This window comes from Amphritea balenae (assembly GCF_003858655.1).
Taxonomy (GTDB): domain Bacteria; phylum Pseudomonadota; class Gammaproteobacteria; order Pseudomonadales; family Balneatricaceae; genus Amphritea; species Amphritea balenae.
Genome location: NZ_RQXV01000004.1, coordinates 256,405 through 271,759, shown reverse-complemented (window position 1 = coordinate 271,759; position 15,355 = coordinate 256,405). Strand labels below are relative to the sequence as shown.

General features: G+C 47.1%; 19 protein-coding genes. 9 read left to right on the top strand and 10 right to left on the bottom strand.

What is annotated here, in order from left to right:
- Positions 1-48: 48 nt before the first annotated feature.
- The gene (locus EHS89_RS09460; protein ID WP_124925894.1) at positions 49-591 is read left to right on the top strand and encodes a carboxymuconolactone decarboxylase family protein; all 543 of its coding nucleotides are present in this window, start codon (positions 49-51) and stop codon (positions 589-591) included.
- A 125-nt stretch (positions 592-716) separates the two neighbouring features.
- Here the strand turns inward: EHS89_RS09460 and EHS89_RS09455 are convergent, their stop codons facing one another.
- Together EHS89_RS09455 and EHS89_RS09450 are read right to left on the bottom strand one after the other, a co-directional pair.
- Complete coding sequence (locus tag EHS89_RS09455; protein WP_373290101.1) at positions 717-1,463, bottom strand: slipin family protein; 747 nt, start codon at positions 1,461-1,463, stop codon at positions 717-719.
- A gap of 24 nt (positions 1,464-1,487) precedes the next feature.
- Positions 1,488-2,897, bottom strand: a complete 1,410-nt coding sequence (locus tag EHS89_RS09450) for an NfeD family protein (protein WP_229753744.1) — start codon at positions 2,895-2,897, stop codon at positions 1,488-1,490.
- Between the two features lie 308 nt (positions 2,898-3,205).
- Here EHS89_RS09450 and EHS89_RS09445 point away from each other — a divergent pair, with 308 nt between their 5' ends.
- On the top strand, positions 3,206-4,321 hold the full coding sequence (locus tag EHS89_RS09445; RefSeq protein ID WP_124925893.1) for a sensor domain-containing diguanylate cyclase: 1,116 nt from the start codon (positions 3,206-3,208) through the stop codon (positions 4,319-4,321).
- Positions 4,322-4,387: 66 nt separating this feature from the next.
- Here EHS89_RS09445 and EHS89_RS21480 read toward each other — a convergent pair whose 3' ends face one another.
- Positions 4,388-4,510, bottom strand: a complete 123-nt coding sequence (locus tag EHS89_RS21480) for a hypothetical protein (RefSeq protein ID WP_268239402.1) — start codon at positions 4,508-4,510, stop codon at positions 4,388-4,390.
- 236 nt (positions 4,511-4,746) lie between these two features.
- Here EHS89_RS21480 and EHS89_RS09440 point away from each other — a divergent pair, with 236 nt between their 5' ends.
- Together EHS89_RS09440 and EHS89_RS09435 are read left to right on the top strand one after the other, a co-directional pair.
- Entirely contained in the window at positions 4,747-4,935 is a 189-nt protein-coding gene (locus EHS89_RS09440; RefSeq protein WP_124925892.1) for a hypothetical protein, read from the top strand.
- Positions 4,936-5,385: 450 nt separating this feature from the next.
- Positions 5,386-5,643 (top strand): hypothetical protein, encoded by a 258-nt coding sequence (locus tag EHS89_RS09435; protein WP_124925891.1) that lies wholly within the window; start codon positions 5,386-5,388, stop codon positions 5,641-5,643.
- A gap of 213 nt (positions 5,644-5,856) precedes the next feature.
- Here EHS89_RS09435 and EHS89_RS09430 read toward each other — a convergent pair whose 3' ends face one another.
- From EHS89_RS09430 to EHS89_RS09410, 5 genes are read right to left on the bottom strand one after another with little or no spacing between them, the layout of a single operon-like run.
- Positions 5,857-6,054: a YqaE/Pmp3 family membrane protein gene (locus EHS89_RS09430; RefSeq protein ID WP_124925890.1), complete on the bottom strand. Its 198-nt coding sequence runs from the start codon at positions 6,052-6,054 to the stop codon at positions 5,857-5,859.
- A 14-nt stretch (positions 6,055-6,068) separates the two neighbouring features.
- Positions 6,069-6,533 (bottom strand): FKBP-type peptidyl-prolyl cis-trans isomerase, encoded by a 465-nt coding sequence (locus tag EHS89_RS09425; RefSeq protein WP_124925889.1) that lies wholly within the window; start codon positions 6,531-6,533, stop codon positions 6,069-6,071.
- Positions 6,534-7,217 carry an alpha/beta hydrolase gene (locus EHS89_RS09420; protein WP_124925888.1) on the bottom strand — a complete coding sequence of 228 codons (684 nt, stop codon included), beginning with the start codon at positions 7,215-7,217 and terminating at the stop codon, positions 6,534-6,536. It lies immediately after the preceding gene.
- A gap of 42 nt (positions 7,218-7,259) precedes the next feature.
- Positions 7,260-7,913 (bottom strand): pyridoxamine 5'-phosphate oxidase, encoded by a 654-nt coding sequence (gene pdxH / locus EHS89_RS09415; RefSeq protein ID WP_124925887.1) that lies wholly within the window; start codon positions 7,911-7,913, stop codon positions 7,260-7,262.
- Between the two features lie 25 nt (positions 7,914-7,938).
- Entirely contained in the window at positions 7,939-8,817 is an 879-nt protein-coding gene (locus EHS89_RS09410) for a fructosamine kinase family protein (protein WP_124925886.1), read from the bottom strand.
- A 121-nt stretch (positions 8,818-8,938) separates the two neighbouring features.
- Between EHS89_RS09410 and EHS89_RS09405 the strand changes: the two genes are divergently transcribed.
- The 5 genes from EHS89_RS09405 to EHS89_RS09385 are packed head-to-tail and all read left to right on the top strand — an operon-like array spanning position 8,939 to position 14,261.
- Positions 8,939-9,577, top strand: coding sequence for a paraquat-inducible protein A (locus tag EHS89_RS09405; RefSeq protein ID WP_124925885.1), 639 nt, complete (start codon positions 8,939-8,941; stop codon positions 9,575-9,577).
- Complete coding sequence (locus EHS89_RS09400; RefSeq protein WP_124925884.1) at positions 9,570-10,244, top strand: paraquat-inducible protein A; 675 nt, start codon at positions 9,570-9,572, stop codon at positions 10,242-10,244. The genes EHS89_RS09405 and EHS89_RS09400 overlap by 8 nt, the downstream gene beginning before the upstream one ends.
- Entirely contained in the window at positions 10,244-12,886 is a 2,643-nt protein-coding gene (locus tag EHS89_RS09395) for a PqiB family protein (protein ID WP_124925883.1), read from the top strand. Before EHS89_RS09400 ends, EHS89_RS09395 begins: the two co-directional genes overlap by 1 nt.
- Positions 12,883-13,614 (top strand): hypothetical protein, encoded by a 732-nt coding sequence (locus EHS89_RS09390; RefSeq protein WP_229753742.1) that lies wholly within the window; start codon positions 12,883-12,885, stop codon positions 13,612-13,614. The genes EHS89_RS09395 and EHS89_RS09390 overlap by 4 nt, the downstream gene beginning before the upstream one ends.
- A 59-nt stretch (positions 13,615-13,673) precedes the next feature.
- Entirely contained in the window at positions 13,674-14,261 is a 588-nt protein-coding gene (locus EHS89_RS09385) for a hypothetical protein (RefSeq protein ID WP_124925882.1), read from the top strand.
- Between the two features lie 177 nt (positions 14,262-14,438).
- Here the strand turns inward: EHS89_RS09385 and EHS89_RS09380 are convergent, their stop codons facing one another.
- On the bottom strand, positions 14,439-14,606 hold the full coding sequence (locus EHS89_RS09380; protein ID WP_124925881.1) for a DUF3012 domain-containing protein: 168 nt from the start codon (positions 14,604-14,606) through the stop codon (positions 14,439-14,441).
- An 88-nt stretch (positions 14,607-14,694) separates the two neighbouring features.
- Positions 14,695-15,342 (bottom strand): DUF2959 domain-containing protein, encoded by a 648-nt coding sequence (locus EHS89_RS09375; protein WP_124925880.1) that lies wholly within the window; start codon positions 15,340-15,342, stop codon positions 14,695-14,697.
- Positions 15,343-15,355: the final 13 nt, after the last annotated feature.

The following is a 15,355-nucleotide window of genomic DNA, read 5'->3' as shown; positions in this document are numbered from 1 at the left end:
ATTATTGAACAAGCGCTCAACCATATCACCCAAAATGAGGAACCAATGATGAATGATTTAAAGGTACATACTCTGGAAACAGCGCCGGAAGGCAGCAAACCTTTACTGGAAAACTCAATAAAGAATTTTGGTTCAATCCCCAGTTTGCATGGCGTGATGGCAGAGTCCCCCGTAGTACTGGAGGCATATCAGAACCTACATAAGTGGTTTACTGAAAGCTCTTTTGATAAGGATGAACTGACGGTAGTCTGGCAAACCATTAATGTGGAACATAACTGCCATTATTGTGTTCCGGCCCATGCCGCGATTGCGAAAATGATGCAGGTAGATGATTCGCTAACCGATGCACTGCGCCACAATAAACCGATGCCTTCCGCAAAACTACAAGCGCTACACGACTTAACCTTAAATATTGTGCGCAACCGCGGCCTGGTCAATGAAGCTGACGTAAGCGATTTCTACAAAGCGGGTTACCGCCAGAACCATCTGTTAGAAATAATCCTGGGTCTGTCACAGAAGATAATGAGCAATTACATCAACCATCTGGCTGACACGCCTCTGGATCAGCGTTTTGCTGCGTTTGTGGAGTGAAGGCTACTATTTAATTACACAATAATAACCGGTCGTTATTTAAGCTCCGCGACCGGTTGTTGTCCTGCACAATTCGCTCAGCTACAAAGCCTCAACTACAACAGTCTGAGTCTGTCTAACTCCGATTAACTATTACCAAAGGTTTTCATCAGATCAACCGGTAGTGGGAAAACGATCGTATTACTGTGTTCTCCGGCAATTTCTGTCAGCGTTTGCAGATAACGTAACTGCAGTGCCTGAGGTTGCGACGAAAGAATTTTTGCCGCTTCACTGAGCTTTTCTGCCGCTTCCTGTTCACCCAGGGCATGGATAACCTTGGCGCGCCGCTCTCTCTCAGATTCCGCTTGCTTTGCAATCGCCCGAATCATCGATTCATTCAGGTCGACATGTTTAATCTCCACATTACTGACTTTAATCCCCCAGATGTCTGTTTGCTGATCCAGAATCGCCTGTATAGCCTGATTCAGGGTATCTCTGGAAGAGAGCATATCATCCAGTTCGTACTGTCCCAGCACAGAACGCAAGGTTGTCTGCGCCAACTGACTGGTCGCATCATGGAAGTTTTCGACGTTGATAATCGCCTTTTGAGAATCAATAACCCGGTAATAAACTACCGCATTCACCATGACAGATACGTTATCTCTGGAGATTACATCCTGAGTGGGCACATCCATCACAACAGTACGTATATCTACCCGAACCATCTGCTGAATGAGCGGGATAACAATGATCAGACCCGGACCTTTAACCCGGTAAAACCGACCCAGCATAAAAATAACACCCCGCTCATACTCACGCAGGATACGGAAAATACTGACGATCAGCAGAATGACCAGAACGATGGATGCCAGCATAATATAATAGTGAATCATCATGTTCTCCTTAGACATTACAACTTAGTCCGGTTGTTGTTTTTCAACCCTGAGTATCAAACCTTCTATTGCAACAACATTGACGCTATCATTTTTCTTCAATGGCTCTTCAGACCAGGCATTCCAGGTCTCGCCATTAATAGTGACCCGCCCTTCAGCACTAAAATCATCCAGTACAATGGCCGTTTCACCCAACATAGTGGTAACACCACTCACCACCGCACTACGGCGAGCTTTAAGTGCCATCCCTAGCACAAACACAGACAACCCAGCGGTAACAAATGTAAACAATGCGATAACCGGGGTTGCGATCTGATAGCCAGGTAGATCGGTATCCATCAGCATGATCGATCCAATAACAAAAGCCACAGCACCACCAAAGCCAAGCACCCCAATACTAGGGGTTAGCGCTTCTATCGCCATCAGCGCTACACCCAACAGAATCAATCCCAACCCGGTATAACTGATAGGCAAAAGTTGCAAAGCATAGAGCCCGGTGAGCATGCAGATCGCACCAACCACCCCGGGTAAGCCAAAGCCTGGATTATAAAATTCGAGCAACAGGCCATAAAACCCGATCATCAGCAGGATATAAGCAATATTCGGATTGGTGATTACCAACAGGAACCGGGCACGCCAGTCAGGCAATATCGGTACTATAAGATTGTTAACGGTGCTTATCTGGTAATCATGGTTTGCTACTCTCACCACCCTGCCATCCAGTTGTTGCAACAGATCATTCAGGTCGCTGGCAACGATATCTATAACCTTAAGCTCCAACGCTTTCCCCGAATCAATACTGACCGCTTCGCGAACCGCCTGCTCCGCCCAGTCGGCATTACGTCCATGTACATCTGCAAGACCGCGAATATAGGCCACCGCATCATTCATGATTTTTCGCTGCATTGTGGTTGCCTGATCCAACAACTGTTGCCGTTGTTTTTTTTCCTCTTCTGTCTGTGGCTGAGCAGGGTTGATCATACCTGGAGCACCCAATTGCACCGGGCTTGCCGCCCCCAGATTGGTTGCCGGCGCCATTGCGGCTACGTGACTGGCATAGAGAATATAGGTACCTGCACTGGCAGCTCTGGCACCTTGCGGGGAAACATAAGTTACAACAGGTATTGGTGCGGACAGAATATGCTGAATCATGGCGCGCATCGACTTATCCAACCCGCCGGGCGTATCAAGCTGTATAACCAGAATTTCTGCTGTAGCCGCCGCAGCTCTGTCAATAGTGCGGATAACAAGATCACTGCTGGCCGGGCCAATACCGCCCGCTATAGTCAGTGTCCAAACCTGAGGAACAGAACCAGAGGTGGGCTGAGTTGATTCACTGCCCTTTGCAAGCGTTGCACTCCCTAACAACAAACTTATTCCTGAGAAAACCAGCAAACAGAGCAGATTGAAAAGGATAGTGTGACGCATCCGCATATCATAGACCTGCTAAACTGCCAGGAAAGCAAACCCTCCCCTGACCTGTTAAGCATAGCACTGCCTGTTTCATCCAGGATCAGAACCAAGCCTTTATACCAGAGAGAAACCGAGCGTGATCCGATTGTTTTAAAAAACACCTATTCAATCCCGACGGTTTCTTTAGCCACAATCGAACGTTCAACAAAGTGGGTAGCATGCGAACTGACCCGTATCATGTAACCCGCCAGATAAGCTACTAAGAACAAGATAACTGGAGTAGTCTGATCTTTTACACTTTCTCATAATTTAGCGTTAGGTGATGCAGCATGGATTCTTTTCAGTGGGATCAGAGTTTTTTGACCGGAATATCTGACGTAGATGATCAACATCACCATCTGGTCAACGTTATCAATCGCTTTGGGGATCTGGTAGCCGGGGAACAAAATGTTACTCCTGAACAGATCGAAGATGTGTTCAGAGAGCTTTCAGATTATACCCACTACCATTTTTCTGAAGAGGAAGCCTTTATGGAGGCTTCAGCTATCGATCAGCGGCATCTGATTCTTCATAAAAAGGCTCATCAGTCATTTATACATGAGATACAAGCGAACAGAAAATCCATTATTCCAGGTGACATATTTCAAGCCGAAACGGTGATGAAATTTCTGACTCACTGGCTGGCTTATCACATTCTGGGAACCGATCAGTCAATGTCTCGTCAGATTGCCGCTATTAAAGAGGGAATGTCTCCCGCCACCGCGTTTGACGAAGAGCAGAAACACCAGGAATCCTCTACCGGACCATTGCTAAAGGCTCTCAATGGGTTATTCCAACAAGTCTCTGATCGCAACCGGGCACTTTCCGACCTGAACCAGACTCTGGAACACCGGGTAGAACAGCGTACTCTGGATCTGGCTGAAGCCAATCGAAAGCTGGAAGTGATAGCCCTGACCGATGTACTTACCAGGTTGCCGAATCGACGGCATGCTATGCAGATTCTAGACACGCTATGGCAGCAGAGCACAACAGAGCAGCTATCACTGAGTTGCATGATGATCGATGCTGACGGTTTTAAACAGATAAATGACACCTACGGCCATGACGCAGGAGATGAAGTACTTAGACAGCTCTCTGATGCATTAAAACAATCCGCAGGTACCGATAATATTACTGCCCGACTGGGTGGCGATGAGTTTCTTATAATCTGTCCGGCTATTGATATCGAAGCGGCCTTACTCTGTGCGGAAAAGGTGCGACAGAGAGTAGCTGCAATGCAGGTTCCTGTAGGAAGTAACGGGTTTTGGCAAGGCAGTATAAGCGTGGGAGTTGCCTGTCGAACTGAGCAAATGACCGGACCCGATGACCTGATTAAAGCAGCCGATACCGGGGTTTATAAAGCCAAAGAAGATGGCCGAAACTGCGTCCGTAGTGCCGATCAATAATGCCATTCCTAATGCCAGACATTAAAAAGGCCGCAAATAGCGGCCTCTTTTATATCTGATCAGCGATTACTTCTTAGCATCTTCGCTCATCAGCTTACGAATTTTAAAAAATCCCCAGATCATAGCAACAGTCATTCCTGCAACACCGACAAGGCTTGGCAGCAACGTTTCTAACAGATACGGATCCATATCAATCACCCTTTTATGTGTGTCTAACTTTGGAACAGATACTACCGTCTATCACATTAGAGAATATTGATATAACTCAAGAACTACGTTGATTGATAAATAACCAGCTCCCGGAATGGGGAATTACCTATCTTGCAAAAATCGCAAATCTCAACCATATGTTAAGTAAGCAATGGGATAAGAACTATTCCACCAGATCGATAAAAAAACCTATGACATGTGAAGCGAGAATAGCAATGGCTCATAATACGAAGGCTTGGAGTAGCGATCAGCTGAAGCAGATGAATGAGGCGAGATTTCTGGTAGAAGTGCTGGATATGATCAAGATCTCACCTGTAACGGATGAAAGCGACAACAGCATAGACAAAATGAAAAGCAAATTAGAAACCGTCGAAGCGATGATACAAGATCGCCTCGATACCTGAATAACCCTCAAGCAACGAATGCTCCCAACCGGGGGCATTTTTTTTGCTTACCCTACTCCCTCCTCTTCCTTCTTTCCTCTTATTCACTCAGATGGCCTTTTTCTAATTCAAAATTATAAATATTTACGACAACCACTCCTATTCAACAATTAACTACTCAAAAGATAATTACTGATTCATCAAAATATCATTATTGATAGTTCTTTTAATAATTTCCGCTCATCGTCATTAAAAAATATAATCACAAACAAATAACAAATTTATCCTTATAAAACAACAACTTAAGAATGATTTCATCTAACCTAATCCATGCTCTATTCTCTTTCAAAAAAGTCATTACTAATCAACAACTTACACAACACCAAACAAGCGTAATAAGTTTTGATTTATCAAAAAATAGTTTATACTTATCATATGATAATAAAGAACCTTCAATAAAAGGTATTAGCCATGCAAGAACGTGAAATTAAGCTTTTATTTAAGGCAGGTGTGTTTGATTCTTGTCAGGCTGCACCAGTGTCGATGGCCCGTGGCTGGCGTCTCAAATTCATGACTAAACAGAATGAAGTAATGACGCTTGATCTACAGCGATCTCGAAAAGAGAGAGAGTTTAAAAGTCTGGATGGCGCAGCCGCAGTGGCTCGCAGAATTGGCTTTGAATGGCTGAATGTTCATATCGGTGATATGGAATGGCAGGAAAAGGTATAGCTGGTTAAACCCGTTAGCCCGCAACCACCGTGACGGCACTATGCCGCTCTGATAAGTAGCAGGTTTAAATTCGCATAGACGGATAACTGTTTCTTAAGAAATCAGAGGAAGGGGATGGTGGTTGAAGAATGGCCCGGTACTTCACTAATAACGAATCAGAAAGAAGTACCGGACCTGGCTAAATCAGAACAGTAGCCGTTGAATTAAAGATAATTAGCTATCTTTCTCGCCCAGCGCGGCTTCAATTTTCTGATCCGTTTTATACTGGCTCAGCGCATATACTGACCAGATCGTCGCAGGTAACCAACCGATCAGAGTGATCTGAAGAATCAGACAGATAATGCCCGCTACAGGCCGGCCGATAGTAAAAAACTGCACCCATGGAAGCAATAAAGCTAATATCAATCGCATAACAAAAACTCCTTTTATCCAACAATACCGTCACGAAGCTCCGCTTCTGTGGCTTCACGAACAGTCATCACTTCTACTTCAAAATTCAGCGTCTGCCCCGCAAACGGATGATTTGCATCTATAGTCACTTCTTCTTCATCAATAGCGATCAGAGTGACCAGTTGAGGCTCGCCGTTCTCGGCTTCGATCTGACACAACATACCGACTTCAATTGAATCAAACCCGGCAAAGGATTCACGATCAATGATCGACACCTTTTCGACATCCCGTTCGCCGTAACCCTGAGCGGGTTCAATAGTAACAGTAAACTTTTCGCCCTCTGCACGTCCCGCCAGCGCCTGTTCAAGGCCAGGAATAATATTTCCCTTACCCTGAATATAAGGCAATGGCTCGCCACCACGGGAACCATCAACGACCTCGTTGCTTTCATCATACAAAGCGTAATGAATCTCTACATAGCTATTATTACTGATATTCATTCAGTTGGTTTCCCTGTTCAAAATTGTTGTTAACCATTTACCTATTGTCTCAACCTCTTCCAGACAAAGACCATGATCTACCGGCCAGGTCTGCCAATCTGGCTGAAAACCATGTTGTTCAAGAAAGCTGACCGCATCAGTACCCAGGCTGAGTGGCACCACATCGTCATGCACACCGTGATGTATCATTACCGGCAGATCCCGGTTCACGTTTTCCAACTGTCCGGAAATCAGATCGGCCGTAGCGATATATGTTGAAAGCGTTAACAGTCCCGCCAGTTTTTCGCTGTAGCAAAGCGCTGCGTGATACACCACAGCGCCACCTTGCGAGAATCCCGCCAGCACTATCCGCTCAGCAGGAATACCGCGCTGCTTTTCCCGTTCTATCAATGCTTCCACTTGAACAACCGAGCGCAACAGCCCATCTTTATCAATCTTACGCTCGATATTCATTTCCAGAATATCGTACCAGGCAGGCATCACCATGCCGCCATTGACTGTGACAGGCTGAGCCGGAGCATGGGGGAAAATAAAACGTACAGGCAAACTGTCTGGCAGTTGTAATGCGGGTACTACAGGCTCAAAGTCATGCCCATCCGCCCCCAGACCGTGCAACCAGATAACGCTGGCCACAGCGGGAGCGGTTGGCTCAATTTCAACACAAGGTAATAGTTGTTCAGTCATCGATCTGCTCATCAACTTTTTATATCAATTATCGGGGCGCTTTTAAGGGGAAAGGCGATCTATCTGCCACTGCCCATCAACTTGCGAATAGGTAAAGCGATCATGTAAGCGACTTTCACGGCCCTGCCAGAACTCAAAGTGACTGGGAATTAAACGATACCCGCCCCAGAACTCGGGATGGGGGATATCACCATCAACATACTTTTCCTGCAGGCTTTTTACTGCCTGCTCGAGGGTTTCACGACTTTCAACCACCGCGCTTTGATGCGAGGCAGCGGCACTCAGACGGCTTCCTACCGGACGCTCGTTAAAGTATTTTTTGCCCTGTTCTGGTGACAGCTTTTCAACCCGCCCCTGAATCCGTACCTGACGTTCAAGGCCATACCAGTAGAACATCAGCTCTGCCTGCGGATTCTCAGCCAACTCCTGACCTTTACGGCTGCGGTAATCGGTGTACCAGGCAAAACCGTCCTCATCAAAGTGTTTCAGCAACACAATACGGGCAGACGGCATGCCACTGCTACTGGCGGTCGCCAGCGTCATGGAGGTTGCATCGTCTGGACTATATTGAGTTGCCGTCTGCATCCAGTCAGCAAACTGTTGTAACGGGTCAGCCGCCAGATCGGACCGGCTCAAAGGTTGCGCCACATATTCTCGGCGTAGGGCTTTAAAATCACCCTGATCAGATTGACTCATAAATAACCTGGTAATCCTGCTAAATTCAGTCGCTATAGTACTTTACTATGCCCATAACATCACGATGATAAACCTCACCAAACAGCAGTAAATGATTAAGATAGTGATACAAATTGTACAGATCGGTGCGAGATTGCCAGTCTGGCAGCAGATCAGCCTGTTCGGCATAAAGATCATAGAATCTATCACTGAAACCACCAAACAGCAGGGTCATCGCCAATTCGGCTTCGGCCCAGCCATAATAAACTGCAGGATCGATCAGCGCGGGCTCACCCGAAGGGCCACAGATCAGATTACCATGCCAGAGATCCCCATGCAGAAGTACAGCAGGCTGTTCAGGTATCAGTTGATGCAAGCACCCCGTAAGACGCTCCAACTGTCGAACCTCTTCAGAGGTTAATAAACCTTTATTCCGGCAACCACTTATCAGGGGCTGCAAGCGTTGTTCTGCAAAAAAATCGCGGCCATCTTGTTGCCAGCTATTATCCTGCCGGGTTCCGCCACAAAAGGTATCTCTGCTGAATCCAAAACCCGGTCCATATTGCCGATGTTGTAACATCAGACCGGTTGCCAGTTGCTGGTCAAATGCAGTCGTGGGAGAGCCCGACCGCAGATACTCTAGTAAGAGACAGTTATCTGTTTGTAACAGCACCCGGGGAACCAATAATGCCTCAGACTGTTGTAAACGTAGTACGTCCAGCCCTTCTGCTTCGGCAGCAAACAGCCCCTGACCTGCTCCGTACACCTGCTTAAGCACCAGTTTTAATTCGGTGTTATCAGGCGACTTAAGATCGAGTCGCTGTACCTGAGAAACAGACCCACCCGTAAGGCTTTCAATACCAACCAGCCTAAGGTCAGCCCGCTGCATCCATTGGGTTATGGGTTGAGGTAATAAATCTGGCATACTCTGAGTTCTGTATTCGTAATAATTGGTTTCATAATGCGGCTGCCCGGATACGAGACTTTGGCATAGCCGCCCGGGTTAGCTCCCAGATTGACTATAAGGCAGATAAAGCATAGTTAATATGACAGCACATACAGAAGATCAGTTAATCGCCTGCCATGAGTGCGACCTGCTGATAGAAGAGGTTGAAAATCAGCCGGGGCAAGATGTTATCTGTCCCCGCTGTAATGCTCGTCTGTATTACACCACCATTAATGGAATTGAGCGCCTGTTGGCACTGTCGCTGGCCGGACTCATCCTGTTTATTCCTGCGAATCTGTTTCCCATACTGACCCTGAAGGTGTTTGGCCAGAACCAGAGCCAGATTATTCTCAACAGCGCTATGTCGTTGTTTGATGGCGGTTTATTCCTGATAGCTCTACTCATTATGCTATTCGCTATTGTCATACCACTATTACAGCTACTTGCGCTTTTATATATCAGTTGCTCTCTGCATTTCGGCTGGGGTGGCAGGCTCCTGCGTCAGGCTATGCATAGTTATCAACACCTGCGCGGCTGGGGCATGCTGGAGATCTTCCTGCTGGGTGTACTGGTCTCCATTATCAAGCTTAAAGATATTGCCCAGCTTGAGATCGGTTTAGGGTTATATAGTCTGGCCGCATTAATAATACTGATCACCCTTATGGGCATTACCTTTAACCCTCATCAGCTCTGGCAACAAATCGATCATCACCGCCAACAGAGCAAACGCTATGACTAAGCCGCTCACTTCAGGCTACCAGTCAGCCAGACAATCAGGTTACCTGTTGTGCAGCGACTGTAATAAACTGCATAAGCTCGCGATGGAAGGTCATCACTGCGACCGCTGCGGCGTAAAACTGCATAGCCGAATCCCCAACTCACTCAATCATAGCTGGGCCTGTCTGATCACTGCCGTCATGCTGTTTCTGCCGGCTAATCTACTGCCCATAATGACATTTAAAACCTTTGGTCAGGGTGAACCCAGCACTATTCTCGGTGGTATTCTGCAACTTCTGGAACGGGATATGCTATTTATTGCGCTGGTCGTGCTAACCGCCAGTATTGTGGTTCCACTATTAAAAATAATCGCGCTGACCATTTTGCTCAGTACTGTCCAGTTTGGGCTCGAAACCAATCTGCGTCAGAAAACCATCATGTTTCGTGCCATAGAATGGATCGGTCGTTGGTCAATGCTGGATATTTTTGTTATCGGTATCTTAGTAGCGCTGGTACAACTAGGGAATATCGCCCATATTGAGGGCAATCACGGCGCTACCGCTTTTGCTATTGTGGTTATTTTAACGATGTTTTCCGCTATCGCTTTTGATACCCGCCTGATCTGGGATAATGGCATAGCCAAAGCTGAAGCAGCAAAGCAAACAAGTCGCAATCATAAGGAAGATTGATGAGTACTCCGCAATCCGACAATCAGGCCTCTATGCCGGTAATCAAACGTCACCGCGGGCCTTCCGTTGTCTGGATACTCCCTTTCCTCGCAGCGCTGATTGCTGGCTGGCTGGTAGTAAAAAGCTATCAGGACGCCGGTATTATGATTGAAGTACAGTTTGAAACTGCAGAAGGCCTTGAAGCCGGTGTAACCAAAGTTATGTACCGGGGTCTGCCAACCGGCATGATCAAAAGCCTGCAACTGAATGATGACCTGAAAAGCGTTACGGCCCTGATCGAGATGGAGAAAGAAGCGGCTAATATTCTGGTTGAAAGCACCCGTTTCTGGCTTGTTAAGCCCCAGATATCGCTCAGCGGCGTAAAAGGCCTGGATACCTTGTTATCTGGCTATTACATCGAAATACAGCCTGGCCAGGGCGAAGAAACAACCCGGTTTATCGCCGATGATGAGCCTCCCCCACCGCTGAAAGATAAGAAAGGGCTCTATATCTCGCTACTGGCTGATACGGCCCAATCTATTCAGCGTGGCGCAAAAGTCTTTTACCGCCAGATTGAAGTCGGTGAAGTGATCAATTTCGGCCTGAGCAGTAATGCAGAACAGATCCGAATAGAGCTGTTTATAGAACCGGCATACAGCCATCTGATCAACAATAACACCCGCTTCTGGAATGCCAGCGGTATCAGCCTGAAAGCCGATCTGCCCCGTATCGACCTGCGCTTTGGTTCACTGGCAGCCATTATTGCAGGGGGTATAAGCTTCTACTCGCCACCCAATGATAACGGTGGTCTCAATCCTGATCATGAGTTCCATCTGTTTGCCGATTTCGAAGCCGCTGAAGATGGTATTGCAGTACAGGTTAAATTCCCGGCCCGATCCGCTTTACATGAAGGTACTCAGGTAGTCAGTCAGGGCATTAAGGTCGGGCGGGTTCAGCAGCTTGAACTTAGCACTGATCTCAGTACGCTCAACGCCCGCTTACTTATCGATCCGCGGGCCAGCACACTGTTACGTAGTGGTACTCAGTTCTGGTTACCGCAACCAAAGCTTTCTCTCAACCGGCTTCAGCAACTGGGTGATCTGATAAAAGGCTCACCCATTGAACTACAGCCAGGACCGGGAGCCCCCCAGTTTGAATTTACCGCATTGAATAATCCACCAGCGCGTCGCCCTGGTATTCCAGGCTTCGATATCCGGTTGGAAGCGAATCAACTGGGATCTGTCAGCTATGGATCACCGATTTTATACCGCCAGATTCAGGTCGGCGAAGTAAGGGGTTATGAGCTCAACGAAAACGGCAGCAAAGTATTTATTCATGCCACTATTCGCCCAGAACATGCAGACCTGATCAAACATAACAGCCGTTTCTGGGAACAAAGCGGTGTTCAGCTGCAGGCTGGGCTTGAAGGCATCAAACTGGACAGCGGCACCCTGAGCAGCACCCTTGATGGCGGCATCAGTTTTTTTACGCCTGATACTAAAGATCAGCAAGCCGTTAAGCCTGAACATAGTTTTCATCTGTTCCGTAATTTCGATAACGCTAGCAAGCAAGGCCGTCTGCTTTACAAAGAAAACGCCGATAAGTTATCTATCAGAGTGCAGGCAGATAGCCTCGGCTCTGTTACTGTTGATGCCCCGGTACTTTATAAGCAGCTACCCGTAGGCAGTGTCAGCCACTATGCGCTGGATCCTGTAAGTAACAGCGTTATCATCTATCTGCTAATAGATAAGCCTTACCGCCACCTGGTAACCGATCAAAGCCGATTCTGGAACAGTAGCGGTATCGATGCCAGCCTGACTAAGGAAGGCGTACAGGTGCATAGTGAATCTATCCAGAGTCTGTTACGCGGGGGTATCTCATTTTCAAATCTGAATGATAAGGGAAGCCAGGCCAAAACACGTCAGCTGTTCACCCTTCATCCGGATCAGAGTAAAGCCCTTCAACAAGGCCCTGATATCCAGGTTACTTTCCCCAGTGGTCCTAACATCGCTGAAGGTGCAAAAGTGCTCTACAAAGGGGTCGAAATGGGTACTGTTGAAAGGCTAGAGCTGACCGATGCCCGCGGGACTATTAAGGCTAATATCGCACTGAATAAGCAAGGTAGTTTATTGGCTCACAAGGGGAGTCGGTTCTGGGTTGCGGCTGCCAAAATTGATCTATCCGGTATTGATTATCCTGAAACCCTGTTGCTGGGAAATCATATTGAGGCACTGCCCGGTACAGGAGAGATCCAGTATAACTTTACCGGCCTGTCCGAAATTCCTCCGGACCTGCCGCTACCAGGATTAAATATTGTCTTAGAAACCGCTCAACTGGGTTCACTGAACAAGCGAAGCCTGCTCTACTTCAGAGGTATGCCGGTAGGCTCTGTCTCAGGTTTCGAACTCAGCGACGATAGCCAGCTGGTACAACTGTTCGTTAATATTAAACCCCGTTATAGCAACCTTATTACGCCAGATAGTCAGTTCTGGAGTATCAGTGGTGTCGATGCTGAATTCGGCTTATTTAAAGGCTTTAAGCTCGAAACCAGTAATCTTGAAAGCTTTGTTCAGGGCGGTATCGCGTTCAGTACGCCTAACCCGGGTTCAGCAAAAGTGATCCAGGGTACTCAATTCCCTATATGGGAACGGAAGCCTGAATGATGATTAATGCCGCAGTCCGTCTGATCAGGGTAATACTTTGCTCCATGCTGGTACTGCTGTTGAGCGGCTGTATAACGAATGCTATTAATAACTCCGGCAACAGCTCCGGTTTTAAACTCAGTAACCTGGCCAAAACGGAGATCGACAGCGTTACCGATATGCATATTCGCGAGATACGCCGCCTGTCACGCGAGCTGGCCATAAAACTCTATAAACGTAACCCTAAAGAGTTAGCTAAAGCACCGCCAGGCACAACGCTGGAAACCCGCATCAATCAGTTATTCGGCAACCCCAGAGCGAAAGGTTTTAGCGAACTACGGGGTGCCGATGGTATCAGTGCGATACCTGTCAGCTTCGCCGATGACTTTCAGGGTGACCGGGTGTTTGCTCTGATGGCCGGCATCAGCGGAATGCTCCATGCAGCATATAACCATCAGGATGAGTTTTTTATACTCGACGAGATCGATCACCAGAAGCTTTATAACAGCGCCCGCAATCTGGAGGCGATCGCCTGGCAACTGAATAATCGCAGGGATAGCAGTGGCGGGCTTTATATCCTGAGTAACGGTACCAGTCCTGAAGGTATCCGGAACCTGAGCTATGAACGTATTTTTGGTAAACTTATTTCATTGCAGGATATGATGGCACTTCTGATTGCCGATACAACCAATCGCACTATTACTAAGGTTGTGCACAGCGCTGCGTCGATGACTCTGCTGCCTATCTGACTATCTGCATAGCTAACTACCATTCAAACTGTTGTTAAGGTTTTTCTGAGGAAAGGATTGTGAAATACCGAACACTGCTTATCGCTATCCCTCTGACATTCACTCTGGGCTGCCAGCTGGTTAAGCCTCAGTCACCAGACCAGTTTTTAAACCGATATGCCGTACCTGAACCCAGCCCTGAAGCCTTTATCAGCTGTAAAAAGTTCGGCTGTGAGGATAAATCTTCATTGGCTTACACCGCCACAGAATGGTCTTCAATAAGAGAATTATTTAATGAACCATCACGCTCACCAGAAGAAGAGCGACAAGCGATTCGTCAGGCGGTGGCATTAATGGAAAGCTTCGTCGGGGCTAAGAATAACACTGCGGGCGATCTGGGCCGTAATGCTGGCTGGTTTGTGGGCACGCCACAGCTCGACTGCGTCGCAGAAACCATCAATACCACTGTTACGTTATTACTGCTTGAACAAAACCAGCTATTACAGCATCACAGTGTCGGGTATCCTCGCCATCGGGGTATTCTGGACTTAACAGGGCCCCACTACAGCGCAGTTCTGACCGATAACTCCAGCCAACAAAGCTATGTTGTGGACTCCTGGTTCTTTGCTAACGGCCAGCTGCCTGTCGTAGTGAGCGCAGAAAAATAGCAAAAGGGTTATGACCCTGAAGACGATCAATAATATTACTGACAGATCAGGTTTTTTACACCTGAGAAAAGTTGATTGGCAGAAATATCGATTAATTCAGATCAGAAAAGCCTGAGCTTTCACCACAGGCTTAATTAGCTTTGATCCAAATTCGATCGATATCGATTTATATACGGTTTAGAAAAGGCAGCTTTTGGCGAAATCTTTCGCTTCAGTTGCCGTCCAGTCCCCCTTAGGTTTTTCTTTAAGCTCAGCACACCATTCTTTACTTCCTACCTCGGGTGAACAGCCCTGCATCAATAGTGCAGAAAAAACTAAAGCGCATGTCACAACATATTTCTTCATTTTCATTCCTTAAATACCAATAACCTACAGCAGCTATATTTAATCAGGCCTGTAGTCGGTTTCACCGCTTGAAACAGTAAAAATACCCTTACTGTTTCATCTCTTTAATAAACTGATCTGAAGCCTTGATAGATTTCTGCATCTCGGCGACCAATCGATCGATATCCCGTTTAATACCGCCGAACTCGCCCTTCAGAGAGCCAATAGCACGGGCATTGAGGTTATGCTTCAGGTAAAGGGTATTATCCAGCAAAGCGTTAAGTACCGGCTGCATCTTAGACTCGGCCCGCTTCAGGCTGGCATGCAGGGTTTTATAGCGTTGTTTAGTATCGCGAAGAGTACGGGCACTCTGGCTACGTAGCTTAGCACTAGTGTACTGGTCCAGCTCCTCTTCCCACTCATCAAACAGGGCTTCGGATACATCTTCCACTTTTCGGATATTATCGGTCACATTTTCTGCTGCAGCGGCACTATCATCATAGGCTCCCTGCATCTCACTGTAGACTTTTTCCAGCTCGCCACCATCAAAATTCACTACACTACGAAACTGCTCCAGTGCTGAGACAAACTCCTGCTGTGCTTCATCCTGGGCATTCCGGGTATCTTCAACCCGGTCCACCAGAATATCCCGTTTATGGATACCGACCTGTTCCATGGCAGAGTAATAAGCACTCTGACAACCGCTAAACAACGGCATCGCCAATATCATTACACAGGTTAATACTAATCGTTTCATCTGACTTCCCTTT